The organism is Flavobacterium chungangensis (assembly GCF_042654045.1).
Taxonomy (GTDB): Bacteria; Bacteroidota; Bacteroidia; order Flavobacteriales; family Flavobacteriaceae; genus Flavobacterium; species Flavobacterium chungangensis.
Window position 1 is genome coordinate 476,080 of record NZ_JBHSFY010000001.1, and the last position, 15,376, is coordinate 491,455.

The window sequence follows — 15,376 nt, forward strand, 5'->3', positions numbered from 1 at the left end:
CAATAACACCTCATGAAATCACAGCAAGAATTACTTAGTTCGACCAACTTTTGCGTTATTGTGCCTACGTACAATAATCAAAAAACGCTGAAAAAAGTATTGGATTCTATTTTAGATTTCACCACAAATGTCATTATTGTCAATGACGGTTCAACTGATTCTACGAGCGAAATTCTAAAATCATATTCACAGCTGACTCAAATTCATCATCCTAAAAATTTAGGAAAGGGACGAGCACTGAGAAATGGATTCAGAAAAGCGCTTGAATTGGATTTTGAATATGCCATAACAATCGATTCTGACGGACAGCATTTTGCAGCAGATATTCCGGTTTTCTTGGAAGCAATTCAAGATGAGCCAAACGCTCTTTTGATCGGAAGCCGAAATATGACTCAGGAAAATGTTCCGAAGAAAAGCAGTTTTGGAAACAAGTTTTCTAATTTCTGGTTCAAGTTTGAAACCGGAATAAAACTAGACGATACACAATCTGGTTTTAGATTGTATCCGCTTCGATTACTACCAAAACGTTTTTATACCAATAAATTTGAATTTGAAATCGAAGTTATTGTTCGTGCTTCGTGGAAAGGAATTGTTATTAAAAATATTCCGATTCAGGTTTTATACGATCCCGCTGAGAGAGTTTCACATTTTCGTCCGTTTCAAGATTTTACCCGAATCAGTATTTTAAATACGGTTTTGGTGACCAATGCTTTGCTGTATATAAAGCCAAGAGATTTTTTTAGAAGAGCTAAAAAAAAAGGTTTTAAAAAATTCTTCCTAGAAGATATTTTAGAAAGCAACGATTCTAATTTTAAAAAGTCGGCCGCCATTGCTCTAGGTATTTTTATCGGACTTTCGCCATTTTGGGGATTTCAAACCATTCTGCTTTTTACTTTTGCGGCCTTGTTCCGACTCAACAAAGTCATTGCTTATCTTACTTCAAATGTAAGTTTTCCGCCTTTTATTCCGTTTATTATTTTTGCTTCGCTGCAAGTTGGAAGTGTTTTTGTATCCAGCGATGCACCATTGGTTTTGGACAGTTCGATTACGCTCGATGATATTCAAAAAAATGCTACGCAATATATCGTAGGAAGTCTTATTTTAGCAACCGTTTCAGCACTATCAGTTGGTCTCATAAGTTATTTGCTTTTAACGGCTTTTAGTTCTAAAAACAAACCGAATATTTAAGTTAAGTTTGCCACAGATTAAAAGGATTAAAATGATTTTTACATCTAGTTTATCAGGCTGACCGAAGTCGAAGCCCACGTCCAATTGGAACACCCTTCGACTTCGCTCAGGGTGACAAACTAAAGCTAATCTTTTAATCCGTGTTAAAAAAATAATAAACAACCATGCATCAATATTTCTACGCCATTCATTTATTTGTAAACCGAAGAAAATCTCTTTCGGTTGTATTGGCTGTTTTGATGCTTCTTGTTTTTGGATTTTTCGCTTCAAGACTAAAATTTGAAGAAGACATTACCAAACTTATTCCGACCAACGACAAAACCGATGTTACCGCCAAAGTTTTAAAACAATTAAATTTTGCCGATAAAACAACCGTAATTTTCAGCTTGGATAAAAATGGTTCTGCCGAAGATTTGAAAGAAATGGCAACAGTATTTTCTGATAGCGTTTCTAAATCTTGCAAACCATATATAACGGGAATTCAAGGAAAAATTGACGAAGAAAACATTCAGGAAACGATTGATTTTGTTTACAATAATCTGCCGCTTTTTCTAGATGATAAAGATTATGTCGCTATAGAAAAGAAATTGCAGAAGGATAGTATTGCCGCAACCGTTCAAGGAAATTACAAATCGATTATTTCTCCGTCTGGATTTATAACCAAAGATTTTATTCTGCAAGATCCGTTTGGGATTTCTTTTATTGCTTTAAAAAAATTACAGCAATTAAATATTGGAGACGATTTTACGCTCGAAAATGGTTTTGTAATGACAAAGGATAAAAAGAAATTACTGCTTTTTATCACATCCAATATTCCGTCAAGCGAAACCGAAAAGAATACGATTTTTGCTGAAAAACTGAAATCAATTCAGGAAAATCTAAATACACAATTTAAAGGAAAAACATCTATCAGTTATTTTGGTTCTGCTTTAATTGCCGTTGCCAATGCCAATCAGATTAAAGGAGATATTATCTTGACAACATCAATCGCGATGTTTACTTTAATGCTGATTCTGATTTTATTTTATAGAAAAGTATTAATTCCGCTAATTATTTTTCTGCCGACCGTTTTTGGTGGTTTGTTTGCAGTTGCGTTTTTATACTTTGTGAGAGAACAGATTTCGGCAATTTCTTTAGGAATTGGTTCTATTTTATTGGGAATTACGATTGATTATTCTATTCACATTCTCACACACTACAAGCATAATAGCGATGTAAAAACGTTGTACAAAGACATTACAATGCCCGTTATTATGAGCAGTTCTACAACTGCGGTTGCTTTTTTATGTCTGCTTTTTGTAAAATCGGATGCGTTAAACGATCTCGGAATTTTCGCTGCTGTTATCGTTATGGCTTCAGCTATTTTCTCTCTTTTGATTATTCCTCATTTATATAAACCAAAAGAAAATCCGGCAGATCATAAAAAGAATGTGATTGATAAAATGGCTCATTTTTCTTTTCACAATAATAAAATCTTAATCGGGCTTTGCGTTATCATTACCATTATTTGCTGTTTTACTTATAATGATGTGGGTTTCAACAACGATTTATCGCAGCTGAATTTTATTCCGAAAGAAATTAAAGCTGCCGAAAAACAATTGGAGGAAAGCACGAGTTTAACTTCCAAAACGATTTATGTCGCTTCGTACGGAAAAACCATGGAAGAAGCTTTACAACATAATAGTAAACTTTTTGAGGATTTATCTACAGCAAAAAATCAGGATAAAATTTTAAATTTCAGTTCAGTTGGCGGCATTGTTCTTTCGCAACAAGCTCAAATTGAAAAAATTAAGAAATGGAATTCGTTTTGGACTTCGCAGAAAAAACAATTTATAAAATCTGAATTAATTGCCGAAGGTTCTAAGCTTGGCTTTAAATCCACAACATACAATCTGTTTTTTGATCATTTAGATTTTGATTTCAAACCTATTTCTGCATCTGAATTTTTAAAAATTAAAGCGCTCCAGTTACAAGAATTTATAACCGAAAAAAATGGTTTTTATACGATTTCGACTTTAGTAAAAGTATCACCAGAACAACGAGATGTTTTTGTAAAATCGGCTTCCGCAAAAGAAAACATAATCGCGATTGATCGCCAGCAGATGAACGAAACGTTTTTCAGCACTTTAAAAACCGATTTTAATTCACTCGTAAATTATTCTTTTGTAGCTGTAATTTTAATTCTGTTTTTCTTTTTCCGAAGAATCGAATTGGTCATTATCAGCTGTATTCCAATTGCTTTAACCGGAATTGTAACGGCAGGAATTATGGGGCTTTTTGGCATTCAAATGAACATTTTCAGTATGATTGTCTGCACCTTGATTTTTGGTCACGGAGTCGATTTTAGTATTTTCATGACCAGTGCCTTGCAAAAAGAATATACCAATGGCGTTAACGAAATTGCCATTTACAGAACCTCAATTATTCTGGCAGTTATCACGACAATCTTAGGAATCGGCGCAATGATTTTTGCCAAACATCCAGCGCTTACTTCCATTTCACTGGTTTCCTTAATCGGGGTTTTTGCGGCGCTGATTATTACATTTATTTTCTATCCGATTTTATTCAAACTGTTTTTATCGAATCGCCCGAAAAAAGGAAATCCACCTTTTCAATTGCGAACTTTTATTCATGGTGTAATTTCATTTGCGTATTATGGTTTGGGCGGAATTGTAATGTCGGTTTTCAGTTTTACCATTATGCCGATTTTGCCTTTCAGTAAAAAATCCAAAATGAAAGCTTTCCGATATGTGATTTCAAAATTCATGAAATCGGTACTGTATTCGAATCCGTTTATTCGTAAAAAAGTCGTTAATAATTTCAATGAAACTTTTGAGAAACCAGCTGTAATTATTGCCAATCATTCTTCATTTCTAGATATTCTAGCAATCGGAATGTTAAGCCCGAAAATCATTTTCTTAGTGAGCGACTGGGTGTACAACTCTCCAATTTTTGGCGGTGTTGTGAGAAAAGCAGGTTTTTATCCCGTTTCTGAAGGTTTGGAGGGCGGTGTTGAACATTTACGCAAAAAAGTAGAACAAGGTTATTCTTTAATGGTCTTTCCAGAAGGAACTCGATCAGAAAATAATGTCGTGAAACGATTCCACAAAGGTGCATTTTTCCTTGCCGAAGAATTTAAAATTGACATTATTCCGGTGGTTATTCATGGTGCTTCAGAGTTAATTCCAAAAGGCGATTTTGTCATTCACCACGGAAAATTGACGGTTACAATTTTAGAAAGAATCGCTCCAGCTGATCTTTCGTTTGGAACTAATTATACCGAAAGAACCAAGCAAATAAGTACTTTCTTTAAAGCAGAATATCGCAAAATAAGACAAGAACTTGAAGGTCCAGATTATTTCAAAACAATGCTAATCAACAGTTACGATTATAAAGAAATCGAGGTTGGAAATAGCGTGAAAAAAGATTTGAAACAGAATCTGGAAGTTTATTATAATTTAAACAAACAAATTGCGCCAAAAGCAAAAATCCTTCATTTAGGAAATGATTACGGACAATTGGATGTTTTGCTCGCTTTGCAGGAACCACAGCGAAAAATAGTTTCTTTTATAAATAATGAAGAAAAATTGCTGGTGGCCAAAACGAATTATTTAGTTAAAAAGAGAAAAATAACATATCTCGAAAAGTTAGAATCGGCATTTGAAAATCAATATGATGTACTTTTAATTTCTGATGAAAATTATAACATTGAAATCGAAAAAGCAATTTCGAATATTGCTTTTATAATTTTAGTCAATTGTTCTCGTTTGAAAAATCAGTTGGAGAATTTTGAAATTGTTTCTGAAGAAAATGCTTTGCTAGTTTTAAAGAAAAAAGAATGAAAAAACAGTACGATGTAGTCATAATTGGCAGCGGTTTAGGCGGATTGGTTTCTGCGGTAATTCTGGCGAAAGAAGGCTACAGCGTTTGTGTACTCGAAAAAAACAATCAATATGGTGGAAATCTTCAGACTTTTGTAAGAGATAAAACCATTTTTGATACGGGAATTCATTATATCGGAGGATTGGGCGAAGGCCAGAATCTTCATCAATATTTCAAATATATTGGAATAATGGATCATTTGAATCTGAAAAAACTGGACGAAAATGGTTTTGATATTATTTCTTTTGATGACGATCAAACTGAATATCCGCATGCGCAAGGTTTCGAAAATTTCATTCAGCAACTGACGAATTACTTTCCTGAAGAAAAAGAAAATCTCGAACAATATTGCCAGAAAATAAAAACGGTCTGCAAAGCATTTCCGCTTTACAATCTAGAATCGGAAGGAAAATACGATGATGAAATCTTAGCGCTTAACGCGAAAGAAACCATTGATTCGTTTACTCAAAATGAAAAGCTGAAAGCGGTTTTGGCTGGATCTAATTTTCTTTATGCCGGAATTCCTGATAAATCGCCTTTTTACGTTCATGCGCTTGTGGTCAATTCGTATATCGAAAGTTCATGGCGATGTGTAAATGGCGGAAGTCAGATTACCAAACAATTGCTAAAACAATTAAAAAAATATGGTGGAGAGTTTTTCAAACACAAAGAAGTCACAAAAATCGAAGTCGAAAACCAAAAGGTAAATTCGGTACAAATTAAAGACGGAACCGAGGTTTCTGGAACCTATTTTATTTCGAACATCGAACCAAAAACGACTTTGAAAATGGCGGGTCAGGAAAACTTTAGAAAACCATTTTTCAATAGAATTCAAAATCTTGAAAGTGTACTTTCTGCTTTCAGTTTGTATATCGTTTTTAAACCTAAAACTTTTAAATACATCAATCATAATTATTACCATTTTAAAAGTGTTAATGATGTTTGGGCCGCTTACGATTATGATGAAAATTCATGGCCAAAAACTTTTATGGCTTCTATAAATCCATCAAAAAAAGACGAAGAATGGGCAGACGGAATGACGTTTTTGACTTATATGAAATACGATGATGTCAAAGCTTGGGAAAACACTTTCAACACCACTTTTGAAGAAAATGATCGAGGAGAAAGTTATGAGGATTTCAAAGCGAAAAAAGCAACCAAATTTTTAGAAGAAATAGAGAAAAAATTTCCTGGGATAAAAGATTGCATCAAATCGGTGCATACTTCTACTCCACTTTCCTATCGCGATTATATTGGCGGAGATGGCGGAAATATGTACGGATATGTTAAAGATTCAAATAATCCGATGAAAACTATGATTCCGACTAAAACTAAGGTAGAAAATCTTTATCTTACAGGCCAAAGTATTAACATGCATGGTGTCTTGGGAGTTACGGTTGGAGCGGTCATAACCTGCTCTGAAATTGTAGGAAAAGAATATCTGTTGGAAAAAATTAAAAAAGCATCTGAATAATTGCATCATGAAAAGCCGAATTTTTTATTTCTTCCTTATCGGTTTTTTAAGCTTGATGACTTCCTGCGGTACTTCAAAATCAAAAAAACATATACCAGATATCACTGCTTTTAATTCGACAAAACCTGTTGTTGAAAAAATATCAGACAGTATTTTTCTCTCTGGAAAAAATTCATTTTTAAAAAACAAACAAGGTCTTTGGGAATTATACGTAGAAGGTGATCCGCTAGAAATTGGACTTTCGACTGGCGCGCTGACTGATTCTCTTTTGCACAAACAGCAGCGTATTTTTTTCTCGAAAATAACCGATTTAATTCCGTCAAAATTCCAGCAGAAAATGCTTCGCCAGTTTTTAAAATGGTACAATCGAAAATTGTATTTAAATGTTCCCGACGAATATCAAACCGAAATTTATGGCGTTTCGCAATATACTTCGAATGACTTTGATAATATCGCACCACAATATCAACGCGGTTTGTATCTGCATGCTGCACACGATATTGGGCACGCGTTACAGGATTTGGCTTTAGTGGGCTGTTCTTCTTTTGCGGCTTGGAACGAAAAATCGGAAGATGGAAATTTAATTCTGGCCCGAAATTTTGATTTTTATGTGAATGACGCTTTCGCGGAAAATAAAATAGTGGCCTTTATCAAACCAAAAGAAGGATATCCGTTTATGATGGTAACGTGGCCCGGAATGATCGGAGCCGTTTCTGGAATGAATTATGAAGGATTGACTGTAACGATAAATGCTTCTAAATCTAAAATTCCGTTGAGTGCCAAAACTCCGATTTCGATCTTGACCCGAGAAATTTTGCAACATTCGAAAAATCTGGACGAAGCCATTGCCATTGCAAAAAAAAGAAAAGTATTTGTTTCTGAATCCATTATGGTTGGAAGCGCTAGTGATAACAAAGCCATTTTAATTGAAGTTTCTCCAAATAAAATGGACGTTTATGATGTTCCAAACAGCGATCAATTAATTTGTTCGAATCATTTTCAAGGTGAAGCTTTTGCAGCAGATAAACGAAATCTGGAACAAATTGCCAACAGCCATTCAGAATACCGTTATGAAAGAATGCAGGAATTGCTGTCTGAAAATCCGAAAGTAAATCCTGAGATTGCTTCGGAAATTCTTCGAGACAAAGAAGGCTTAAAAAATATTTCTTTAGGATATGGAAATGAAAAAGCCTTGAATCAACTTTTGGCACATCACGGAATTATCTTTAAACCAAAAGAAAAATTAGTTTGGGTTTCGGCAAATCCGTTTCAATTGGGCGAATTTGTTTGTTATGATTTAAATTCCATTTTTGCTGAAAATAGAAATGCAGCAAAATCTTTTCAAAAAGAAAATCTGAATATTGCCAAAGATCCTTTTCTGAAAACGACCGCTTTTCAGAATTTTAAAAAATTTAAAATTGAAGATCATAAAATAGATTCTATTTTAGAAAGGAAAAAAAACGTTTCTCCCGAGTTTCTTCAGAATTATCAAGCATTAAACCCTAATTATTGGGTTGTATATTATAAGGCAGGATTGTACTTTTACCAAAAAAAGGAATTTCTTCAGGCTAGGCTTAATTTTGAAAAGGCTTTAAGTCGTGAAATCACTACAGTTCCCCAAAAAGAAGAGATTGAAAAATATTTAAAAAAAGTCAAAAGAAAATTACAATGATTCCAGCAATAGAAAAAGATTCTTTAGAAGAGATTAAAATTTTTCAAGAAAAAAAATTAGCCGAACTTTTAGCTTATATCAGTGAGAATTCTCCTTTTTATAAAAGACTTTTTGCAGGACAAAATATTGATATTTCGAAAGTAAAAACACTGGAAGATTTACAACATTTACCTGTTACAACCAAAGAAGATTTACAGCAATATAATGATGATTTTTTGTGCGTTCCGCAACATAAAATTATAGATTACGCTTCAACTTCGGGAACTTTAGGCGATCCCGTTACTTTTGGCCTAACAGATTCTGACTTAGATCGTTTGGCTTATAATGAAGCGATTTCATTTGCCTGCGCTGGAATTGCAGAAGGTGATTTGGTGCAATTAATGACCACAATCGATAGAAAATTTATGGCTGGTTTGGCTTATTTTCTAGGACTTCGAAAACTGAAAGTGGGCGTAATTCGTGTTGGTGCAGGAATTCCAGAAATGCAGTGGGATTCTATTCTTAAATACAATCCGTCTTATTTAATTACGGTTCCTTCTTTCCTTTTGAAATTAATTGAATATGCCGAAATTCACGGAATCGATTATAATAATTCAAGCATAAAAGGTGCCATCTGTATTGGGGAATCTTTGAGAGAACAGGATTTCTCCATGAATATTCTATCCAAAAAAATCACTGATAAATGGAATATTAAGTTGTTTTCGACTTATGCTTCTACCGAAATGAGCACTGCTTTTACAGAATGCGAACACGGAAAAGGCGGACATCATCATCCGGAATTGATCATTGTTGAAGTTTTAGACGAAAATAATCAGCCAGTAAAAAATGGGGAAACGGGCGAATTAACCTTCACTACTTTAGGAATTGAAGCGATGCCTTTGCTTCGTTTTAAAACGGGTGATATGGTTCAGTTTCACGACGAACCTTGCGCTTGCGGAAGAAATACTTTACGTGTTGGTCCAGTTGTGGGCCGTAAAAAACAAATGATCAAATATAAAGGAACAACGCTTTATCCGCCAGCGATGAACGATGTTCTAAGCAGTTTTGATAATATCGAAAATCATTTGATTGAAATTTCAACTAACGATTTAGGCACAGACGAAATCTTGATTAAAATTGCCGTTAAAAATCAAACTCCAGAATTTTTACAAGAAATAAAAGATCACTTTAGAGCCAAATTAAGAGTAACTCCAAAAATAGAATTTGCTTCAAAAGAAATTTTAAATCCGTTGGTTTTTAACCCAATGAGCCGAAAACCAATTCGATTTTTTGATTATAGGTCTTAATAATAGGAGCAAAGTAACAAAGCACAAAGGTTCAAAGGCTGTTAATCAGCACTATAAAAAAACCTTTATCACTTTGTTACTTTGAGCCTTTGTCCCTCGAATTGTGCCAATTCGACTAAAAAGTTGTAATTTTGCAAAAAATTACGAAGATGGTCAAGATTGGCAACATAGAATTACCCGAATTTCCTTTACTACTCGCACCGATGGAAGATGTTAGCGATCCGCCGTTTCGCAGGTTATGCAAAACGCATGGAGCGGACATGATGTACTCTGAATTTATTTCGTCGGAAGGATTAATTCGTGACGCTATAAAAAGCCGCATGAAATTGGATATTTTTGATTACGAACGTCCTGTTGGAATTCAGATTTTTGGTGGTGATGAAGAAGCGATGGAAATGTCGTCTAAAATTGTTTCTACTGTAAAACCAGATTTAGTGGATATCAATTTTGGATGTCCAGTAAAGAAAGTCGTTTGCCGTGGTGCTGGAGCAGGAGTTTTAAAAGATGTTGATTTGATGGTTCGTTTAACGAAAGCGGTTATCAAAGGAACTGATTTACCTGTTACGGTAAAAACGCGTTTAGGCTGGGATGAAAGCTCAATTAATATTGATGAAGTTGCAGAAAGGCTTCAGGATATTGGTGTTCAAGCTTTAACAATCCACGCAAGAACTCGCGCTCAAATGTACAAAGGCCATTCTGACTGGTCGCACATCGCACGTGTAAAAAACAACCCAAGAATTACAATGCCAATTTTCGGAAACGGAGATATCGACAGCCCAGAAAAAGCATTAAAATATAAAAACGAATACGGAATTGACGGTATCATGATTGGCCGTGCTGCGATTGGTTATCCGTGGATTTTTAACGAAATCAAACACTATTTCAAAACTGGCGAGCACTTGCCTGCTCCAACGGTTATTGATCGTGTTGAAGCTGCAAGAAACCACTTAAAATGGTCTATGGAGTGGAAAGGCGAGCGTTTAGGAATTGTAGAAATGCGTCGTCATTACACCAACTATTTCAAAGGAATTCATTCCTTTAAAGAATTCAAACAAAAATTAGTTACCACTGATGCACCTGAAGATTTATTTGCTATTATGAAAGAGATTGAAGAGGTTTATGCGGGGTATGAGTTTGTTTAAAATAATCTTTTATAAAGAAGTATAAACTAAAAGACCTTCAAAAATTTGAAGGTCTTTTAGTTTATAATATATTGTAGTCTAAAATTATTTTAAACACTTGTTACAGCATTTCTTTTAGCCAGATCAATAGCAGATTTTAACTCTGAAAAAAATAATTCAGCTTCTTTTTTATTTCGAATTGATTTAGTCAAATTATCAGTATTACATGATTCTGTAAAATCTCTGTTTTCTAAAACATTTTTTTTAGAAGCCGAGGCTAAAGCAATTTCCTGAATTTTATTAATCTTATTTTGAATGGATTCTTTCATAAAGCAAATTTAAACATTATTGATTTAAATTGAACATATAGTATCTATAAAGATCATTTGTTTTTCTTTGAAAATCAAAAGGTTCTGGTTTTGGTTTGAAAAATGCCTGTCCATTATTATCTAATTCAATTTTTCCGTTTCGAAGTAATCTAACATACCAATCTACTCCGATAATTACTAAAAAGTCTTTCAAATTTTTATAATTATATCTAAACATTCTATGATATAGATTTGCTCGTAAATCATCTGAGCCATCAATACCTATTGTAGAATTAGGATGCTTTTTTAAAAAAGTTACCGAAAACAAAATGATTGTCGAAAAAACTTTATTACTATCCTTATGTTTAAGATTTATAGAATCATTTATTTTCCCGTTTACATTAAATGGACCAAATGCCAAATTATAAACATTTGGTAATAGGGATTCCGCTATGTTTGTAAACTTAACCTTAAGTTGAATTATTGTATCATCTTTTAATAAAGATTCAAAAATATATTGATCAAAATTTGGACTTACGTAAATAGCTTCAAAGGTTTCTTCTAAATTAATTTTAATCATAAAATATTAAACTTGGTCAACATACAAAAAAACAAATTTAATATAATTTTCTTACAAAATATTACAAATTCAATAGTGTCTTAAAAGTATTTTTATACCTGAATTCTCTTCCACTTTCCTCTTTTATAGAAAACAATTCCAGCCAAAGTAATCGCAGTTTCAGCAACAGGAATAGCAATAAAAACTCCCGTTGGTCCCATATTGAAATGTTTTGCTAATACATAAGCCAGCGGAATTTGAAACAGCCAAAATCCAAAAAAGTTAATTCCGGTTGGTGTCCATGTATCTCCTGCTCCATTGAAAGTATTGATTAAAACCATTCCGATTCCGTAGAAAATAAATCCGATACTCATGATTTGCAATGCCTCAATTGCAATGGTTTTTACTTGCTCGTCATTCGTGAAAAACGAAATAATATACTGTCCAAAAACCAACGTAATAATCATAATCGAAGCCATGAAAATTACATTATATCTGGCTGTTGTATAAACCGATTTTTCTGCGCGTTCAATTTGTTTGGCTCCTAAATTCTGTCCAACCAAAGTCGCAGCTGCATTACTCAATCCCCAAGCTGGAAGTATGAAAAACATCATAATTCTTAAAGCGGTCTGATAACCTGCAGAGCCATGATCGCCACCCGTTGTCGCGACTAATTGTGCTAAAAAAATCCAGCTGCAAGAGGCTATTACAAACTGCAGAATTCCAGGTGCCGCAATTTTTACCAAAGCTCTTATTTGTTTAAAATCGGGAGCGAAATAAGGTATTTTGATTTTTAAAATGCCGTTTCCGAAAAACAAATGGTAAACCTGATATAAAACTCCGATACTTCTTCCGATAGTGGTTGCCAAAGCTGCACCAACTAGTCCGAAAGCGGGAATTGGCTCTAAACCATTAATTAGAACTGGACATAAAATAATGTTACAAATGTTCGCAATCCAAAGACTTTTCATGGCAATAGCTGCATTTCCTGCTCCGCGAAATATTCCGTTTATTAAGAACAAAAGCATAATGCACAAACTAGAACCAATCATAATTTGAGTAAATCGGAAACCATGTTCGGCAGATTCTATAGAAGAACCCATCAAAATTAAAATCTCTTTGGCATAAATAACTCCCAAGATGCTCATCAAACTGTTAACTGCAAATGCAATTATGATGGCCTGCATTCCAGCTTTTGCCGCAGCGACAGGATCTTTTTCTCCTATTCTTCGTGCCACAACTGCGGTTGCAGCCATGCTCATTCCGATTGCGAGCGAATAAATTACTGTCAATACAGATTCGGTCAAACCTACAGTCTGAATGGCAAAACTGCTATGTTCTAAATGTCCAACAAAATATAAATCGACTAGAGCAAAAACCGATTCCATCATCATTTCTAAAACCATCGGAATGGCCAATAGAATTACGGCTTTTTTGATACTTCCAGAAGTATAATCAAAAGATTCGTCGCCTTTTAAAGCTTGTTTTAGTGTGGTAAAAATTTTGGAAATCAAACTTTCCTTTATAGATGTTTCTGTCATGATATTTTAGGATAAATGATAAAATTGGTTCAGATGTAGTTGCAATCTGAACTGAAAAAGTAAACGTAAGTATCCTAATTATTCTAAAAAAATAAAATAGGATTAGGCAGAAACAATCATATGCTGTAGATTTTCAAGGCAGTAAATATAAGTAATATTTCTAAAGAAGAAATTAATCCAGTAATTTTTTACTTACTCGGCTGCTTGCAATTAATGAAGCAACAAACCCTAATGAAATAATTGTTGTCATGACAATTAGAACATTTTCTATTGTAAAAACAACAGGATAAGCCAAAGTTGGCGTGATCATGATAAGTTCAAACTTCTGCTGTAATAGGACAAGGACTATACCTAAAGCAAGTCCGATTAATCCACCAAAAACACTCAATAAAGTTCCTTGAAGCAAAAATATTTTTCGAAGACCTGTAATATCTGTCCCTAAGTTGAACAGCGTTTTAAGATTTCCTTTCTTTTCTAAAATCATCATAATCAATGCACCAATCAGATTAAAAAGTGCAACAATAATAACTAATGTAAAAATCAGATAAACGGCAATGTTTTCGGTATTGAGCATTTTATACAAAGACTCGTTTAGCTGTGCTCTATTTTTTAAAGTGATTTTATTTTTAAAAATAGAATTTAATTGTGCCTTTATTGGTCCCTCATCTGCGTTTTCTTTTAATTTAAATTCAATTCCAGAGATTTGATTTGGTTTGTACATGAGTAATTCTTGTGCCAATGCTAAATCTGCAAATACATATTTTGAATCTAAATCTTCACTGATCGAATAAATTCCAACAGGCAAAACATCGGTTTTAGTGAACGCTTCTTCTGGATTTTCGATTGCGCCTTTTCCTGGTTTAGGAGCAAAAACCTGAAGTGGGTTTTCAAAATCAAGAATTCCCATTGAGAAATTTTGAGCTAATCCATAACCAATTACAACCTGATAACTGTCTGATTTTAGCCACTGTCCGTTAAAAAGCTTTTTCTTAATATCGTTGACAACTGGGTAAACACTATCAACTCCTTTTAGATAAGTAACTTGCTGTTTGTCTTTAAATAAAAACAAAACACGTTCTTCTATTATTTTGGTATAAGAAGCTACACCATTTATTTTTTTTATCTGATTTTCTTGATCTGGTGTAAGTAAAAAAGACTTTCCATAGGTATTTGTCAATTTTAAGTCCGGATCAATTTCGTTTGTAAACGAAAGACTAAAAACTTTAAGTCCGCTAAAAACAGATAAAACCACAAACAAAGCCATAGTACCAACAATGATTCCCATGCTGGCAATACGGTTGATAATATTTATAGCATTGTTTTTACTGCTGCTAAAAATATATCGTTTGGCTATGTATAAGGGGAAATTCAAATTAGGACTTTCTTCTTTTTTCTAAAAGATCACGATTTTCTATTGGGTTTTCTTTTCCTGCAAGTGCATTGTCGATTTTCTCGATGTAATCTAATGAATCGTCTATGAAGAATACTAAATTAGGAACACGGCGCAATTGCAAACGAACACGCTGTGATAAATCATGTTTGATTAATGTTGTATTGGTTTTAATTGCCTCTAAAGTTTCTTTTGCTTTTTCTTGTGGAAAAATACTTAAATATACTGTTGCCACAGACAAATCTGTAGTTACACTCACTTTGGATACAGAAATTACCAAATTTGTAATTCCGTTTTTTCTCACTTCACCTTGCAAAATGTCAACCAGATCTTTCTGAATAACACCGCCTATTTTTTTCTGTCTATTTGTTTCCATACTGCAAAAATACTAAAATTTAGTCGTATTACATGCTCTTTTAATTGTTTTAAAAGCTGATAAAGGTCATAGCTTTTGAGGGAATTATTCTACATATTTGATATAAATATAAAACTAATCTATCATGAAAAAAAGAGAATCAATTAGTCATATTATGACTAAAACTGTAGTGACTGCAAACGAAAAAGATGATCTTAAAAAAGTGGTCGAAAAATTAAAAGCACATGCCATACGTCACATTCCTATTGTAAAGGTAAAGAAGTTGTTGGAATTATTAGCCGAACGGATATAAACAGATTAACTTTTGGAGCTTTATTTGAAGGTCAGGAAAATGCCGATGAAGCGATATTAGAAATGCTAACTATTTCTCAGGTTATGACTTCGAAGCCGAAAACAGTATCATCTGATACCATAATAAGAGATTTGGCTGAGATTTTTGTAAAAGAAGATTTTCATGCTCTTCCCGTTGTTGATAAAGGTGAACTTAAAGGGATAGTAACCACAACTGATGTTGTGAAATACTTTTTGGAACAGTACGATTAAATGACTGAAATAAAAAGGGAGCAAAATACTCCCTCT

General features: G+C 33.7%; 13 protein-coding genes. 8 read left to right on the forward strand and 5 right to left on the reverse strand.

The features are described 5' to 3' along the window. Positions 1-12 precede the first annotated feature (12 nt). The 6 genes from ACFO3N_RS02145 (at position 13) to dusB (ending at position 10,644) form a co-directional block, all read left to right on the forward strand. Positions 13-1,188 carry a DUF2062 domain-containing protein gene (locus ACFO3N_RS02145; RefSeq protein WP_379795036.1) on the forward strand — a complete coding sequence of 392 codons (1,176 nt, stop codon included), beginning with the start codon at positions 13-15 and terminating at the stop codon, positions 1,186-1,188. Between the two features lie 164 nt (positions 1,189-1,352). Further along, the gene (locus tag ACFO3N_RS02150) at positions 1,353-5,030 is read left to right on the forward strand and encodes a 1-acyl-sn-glycerol-3-phosphate acyltransferase (RefSeq protein ID WP_379795037.1); all 3,678 of its coding nucleotides are present in this window, start codon (positions 1,353-1,355) and stop codon (positions 5,028-5,030) included. Then, entirely contained in the window at positions 5,027-6,544 is a 1,518-nt protein-coding gene (locus ACFO3N_RS02155; protein WP_379795038.1) for a phytoene desaturase family protein, read from the forward strand. Before ACFO3N_RS02150 ends, ACFO3N_RS02155 begins: the two co-directional genes overlap by 4 nt. A gap of 7 nt (positions 6,545-6,551) precedes the next feature. After that, entirely contained in the window at positions 6,552-8,216 is a 1,665-nt protein-coding gene (locus ACFO3N_RS02160; RefSeq protein WP_379795039.1) for a C45 family autoproteolytic acyltransferase/hydolase, read from the forward strand. After that, positions 8,213-9,502, forward strand: a complete 1,290-nt coding sequence (gene flxY / locus ACFO3N_RS02165; protein ID WP_379795040.1) for a flexirubin biosynthesis putative acyl-CoA ligase FlxY — start codon at positions 8,213-8,215, stop codon at positions 9,500-9,502. The genes ACFO3N_RS02160 and flxY overlap by 4 nt, the downstream gene beginning before the upstream one ends. Positions 9,503-9,651: 149 nt before the next feature. Further along, the gene (gene dusB / locus ACFO3N_RS02170; protein WP_250834596.1) at positions 9,652-10,644 is read left to right on the forward strand and encodes a tRNA dihydrouridine synthase DusB; all 993 of its coding nucleotides are present in this window, start codon (positions 9,652-9,654) and stop codon (positions 10,642-10,644) included. Between the two features lie 89 nt (positions 10,645-10,733). Here the strand turns inward: dusB and ACFO3N_RS02175 are convergent, their stop codons facing one another. The 5 genes from ACFO3N_RS02175 to rbfA form a co-directional block, all read right to left on the reverse strand. Further along, positions 10,734-10,952, reverse strand: a complete 219-nt coding sequence (locus ACFO3N_RS02175; RefSeq protein WP_379795041.1) for a hypothetical protein — start codon at positions 10,950-10,952, stop codon at positions 10,734-10,736. A gap of 16 nt (positions 10,953-10,968) precedes the next feature. Beyond that, positions 10,969-11,511: a DUF6934 family protein gene (locus ACFO3N_RS02180; protein WP_379795042.1), complete on the reverse strand. Its 543-nt coding sequence runs from the start codon at positions 11,509-11,511 to the stop codon at positions 10,969-10,971. A gap of 92 nt (positions 11,512-11,603) precedes the next feature. Further along, positions 11,604-13,031, reverse strand: a complete 1,428-nt coding sequence (locus ACFO3N_RS02185) for an MATE family efflux transporter (protein ID WP_379795043.1) — start codon at positions 13,029-13,031, stop codon at positions 11,604-11,606. Positions 13,032-13,203: 172 nt separating this feature from the next. Next, positions 13,204-14,403: an ABC transporter permease gene (locus ACFO3N_RS02190; protein ID WP_379795044.1), complete on the reverse strand. Its 1,200-nt coding sequence runs from the start codon at positions 14,401-14,403 to the stop codon at positions 13,204-13,206. Between the two features lies 1 nt (position 14,404). Continuing rightward, the gene (gene rbfA, locus ACFO3N_RS02195) at positions 14,405-14,797 is read right to left on the reverse strand and encodes a 30S ribosome-binding factor RbfA (protein WP_095930618.1); all 393 of its coding nucleotides are present in this window, start codon (positions 14,795-14,797) and stop codon (positions 14,405-14,407) included. Between the two features lie 124 nt (positions 14,798-14,921). Here rbfA and ACFO3N_RS02200 point away from each other — a divergent pair, with 124 nt between their 5' ends. Further along, positions 14,922-15,089, forward strand: a complete 168-nt coding sequence (locus ACFO3N_RS02200) for a CBS domain-containing protein (protein WP_379795045.1) — start codon at positions 14,922-14,924, stop codon at positions 15,087-15,089. Between the two features lie 83 nt (positions 15,090-15,172). Next, positions 15,173-15,340 carry a CBS domain-containing protein gene (locus ACFO3N_RS02205; RefSeq protein WP_379795046.1) on the forward strand — a complete coding sequence of 56 codons (168 nt, stop codon included), beginning with the start codon at positions 15,173-15,175 and terminating at the stop codon, positions 15,338-15,340. The last annotated feature ends 36 nt before the right edge of the window (positions 15,341-15,376 follow it).

Coding starts and splice junctions, on each gene's coding strand:
- ACFO3N_RS02205 (WP_379795046.1), top strand. CDS start 15,173: ATGACTTCGAAGCCGAAAACAGTATCATCTGATACCATAATAAGAGAT.
- ACFO3N_RS02160 (WP_379795039.1), top strand. CDS start 6,552: ATGAAAAGCCGAATTTTTTATTTCTTCCTTATCGGTTTTTTAAGCTTG.
- ACFO3N_RS02155 (WP_379795038.1), top strand. CDS start 5,027: ATGAAAAAACAGTACGATGTAGTCATAATTGGCAGCGGTTTAGGCGGA.
- ACFO3N_RS02180 (WP_379795042.1), bottom strand. CDS start 11,511: ATGATTAAAATTAATTTAGAAGAAACCTTTGAAGCTATTTACGTAAGT.
- ACFO3N_RS02200 (WP_379795045.1), top strand. CDS start 14,922: ATGAAAAAAAGAGAATCAATTAGTCATATTATGACTAAAACTGTAGTG.
- ACFO3N_RS02175 (WP_379795041.1), bottom strand. CDS start 10,952: ATGAAAGAATCCATTCAAAATAAGATTAATAAAATTCAGGAAATTGCT.
- dusB (WP_250834596.1), top strand. CDS start 9,652: ATGGTCAAGATTGGCAACATAGAATTACCCGAATTTCCTTTACTACTC.
- ACFO3N_RS02185 (WP_379795043.1), bottom strand. CDS start 13,031: ATGACAGAAACATCTATAAAGGAAAGTTTGATTTCCAAAATTTTTACC.
- flxY (WP_379795040.1), top strand. CDS start 8,213: ATGATTCCAGCAATAGAAAAAGATTCTTTAGAAGAGATTAAAATTTTT.
- ACFO3N_RS02150 (WP_379795037.1), top strand. CDS start 1,353: ATGCATCAATATTTCTACGCCATTCATTTATTTGTAAACCGAAGAAAA.
- ACFO3N_RS02145 (WP_379795036.1), top strand. CDS start 13: ATGAAATCACAGCAAGAATTACTTAGTTCGACCAACTTTTGCGTTATT.
- rbfA (WP_095930618.1), bottom strand. CDS start 14,797: ATGGAAACAAATAGACAGAAAAAAATAGGCGGTGTTATTCAGAAAGAT.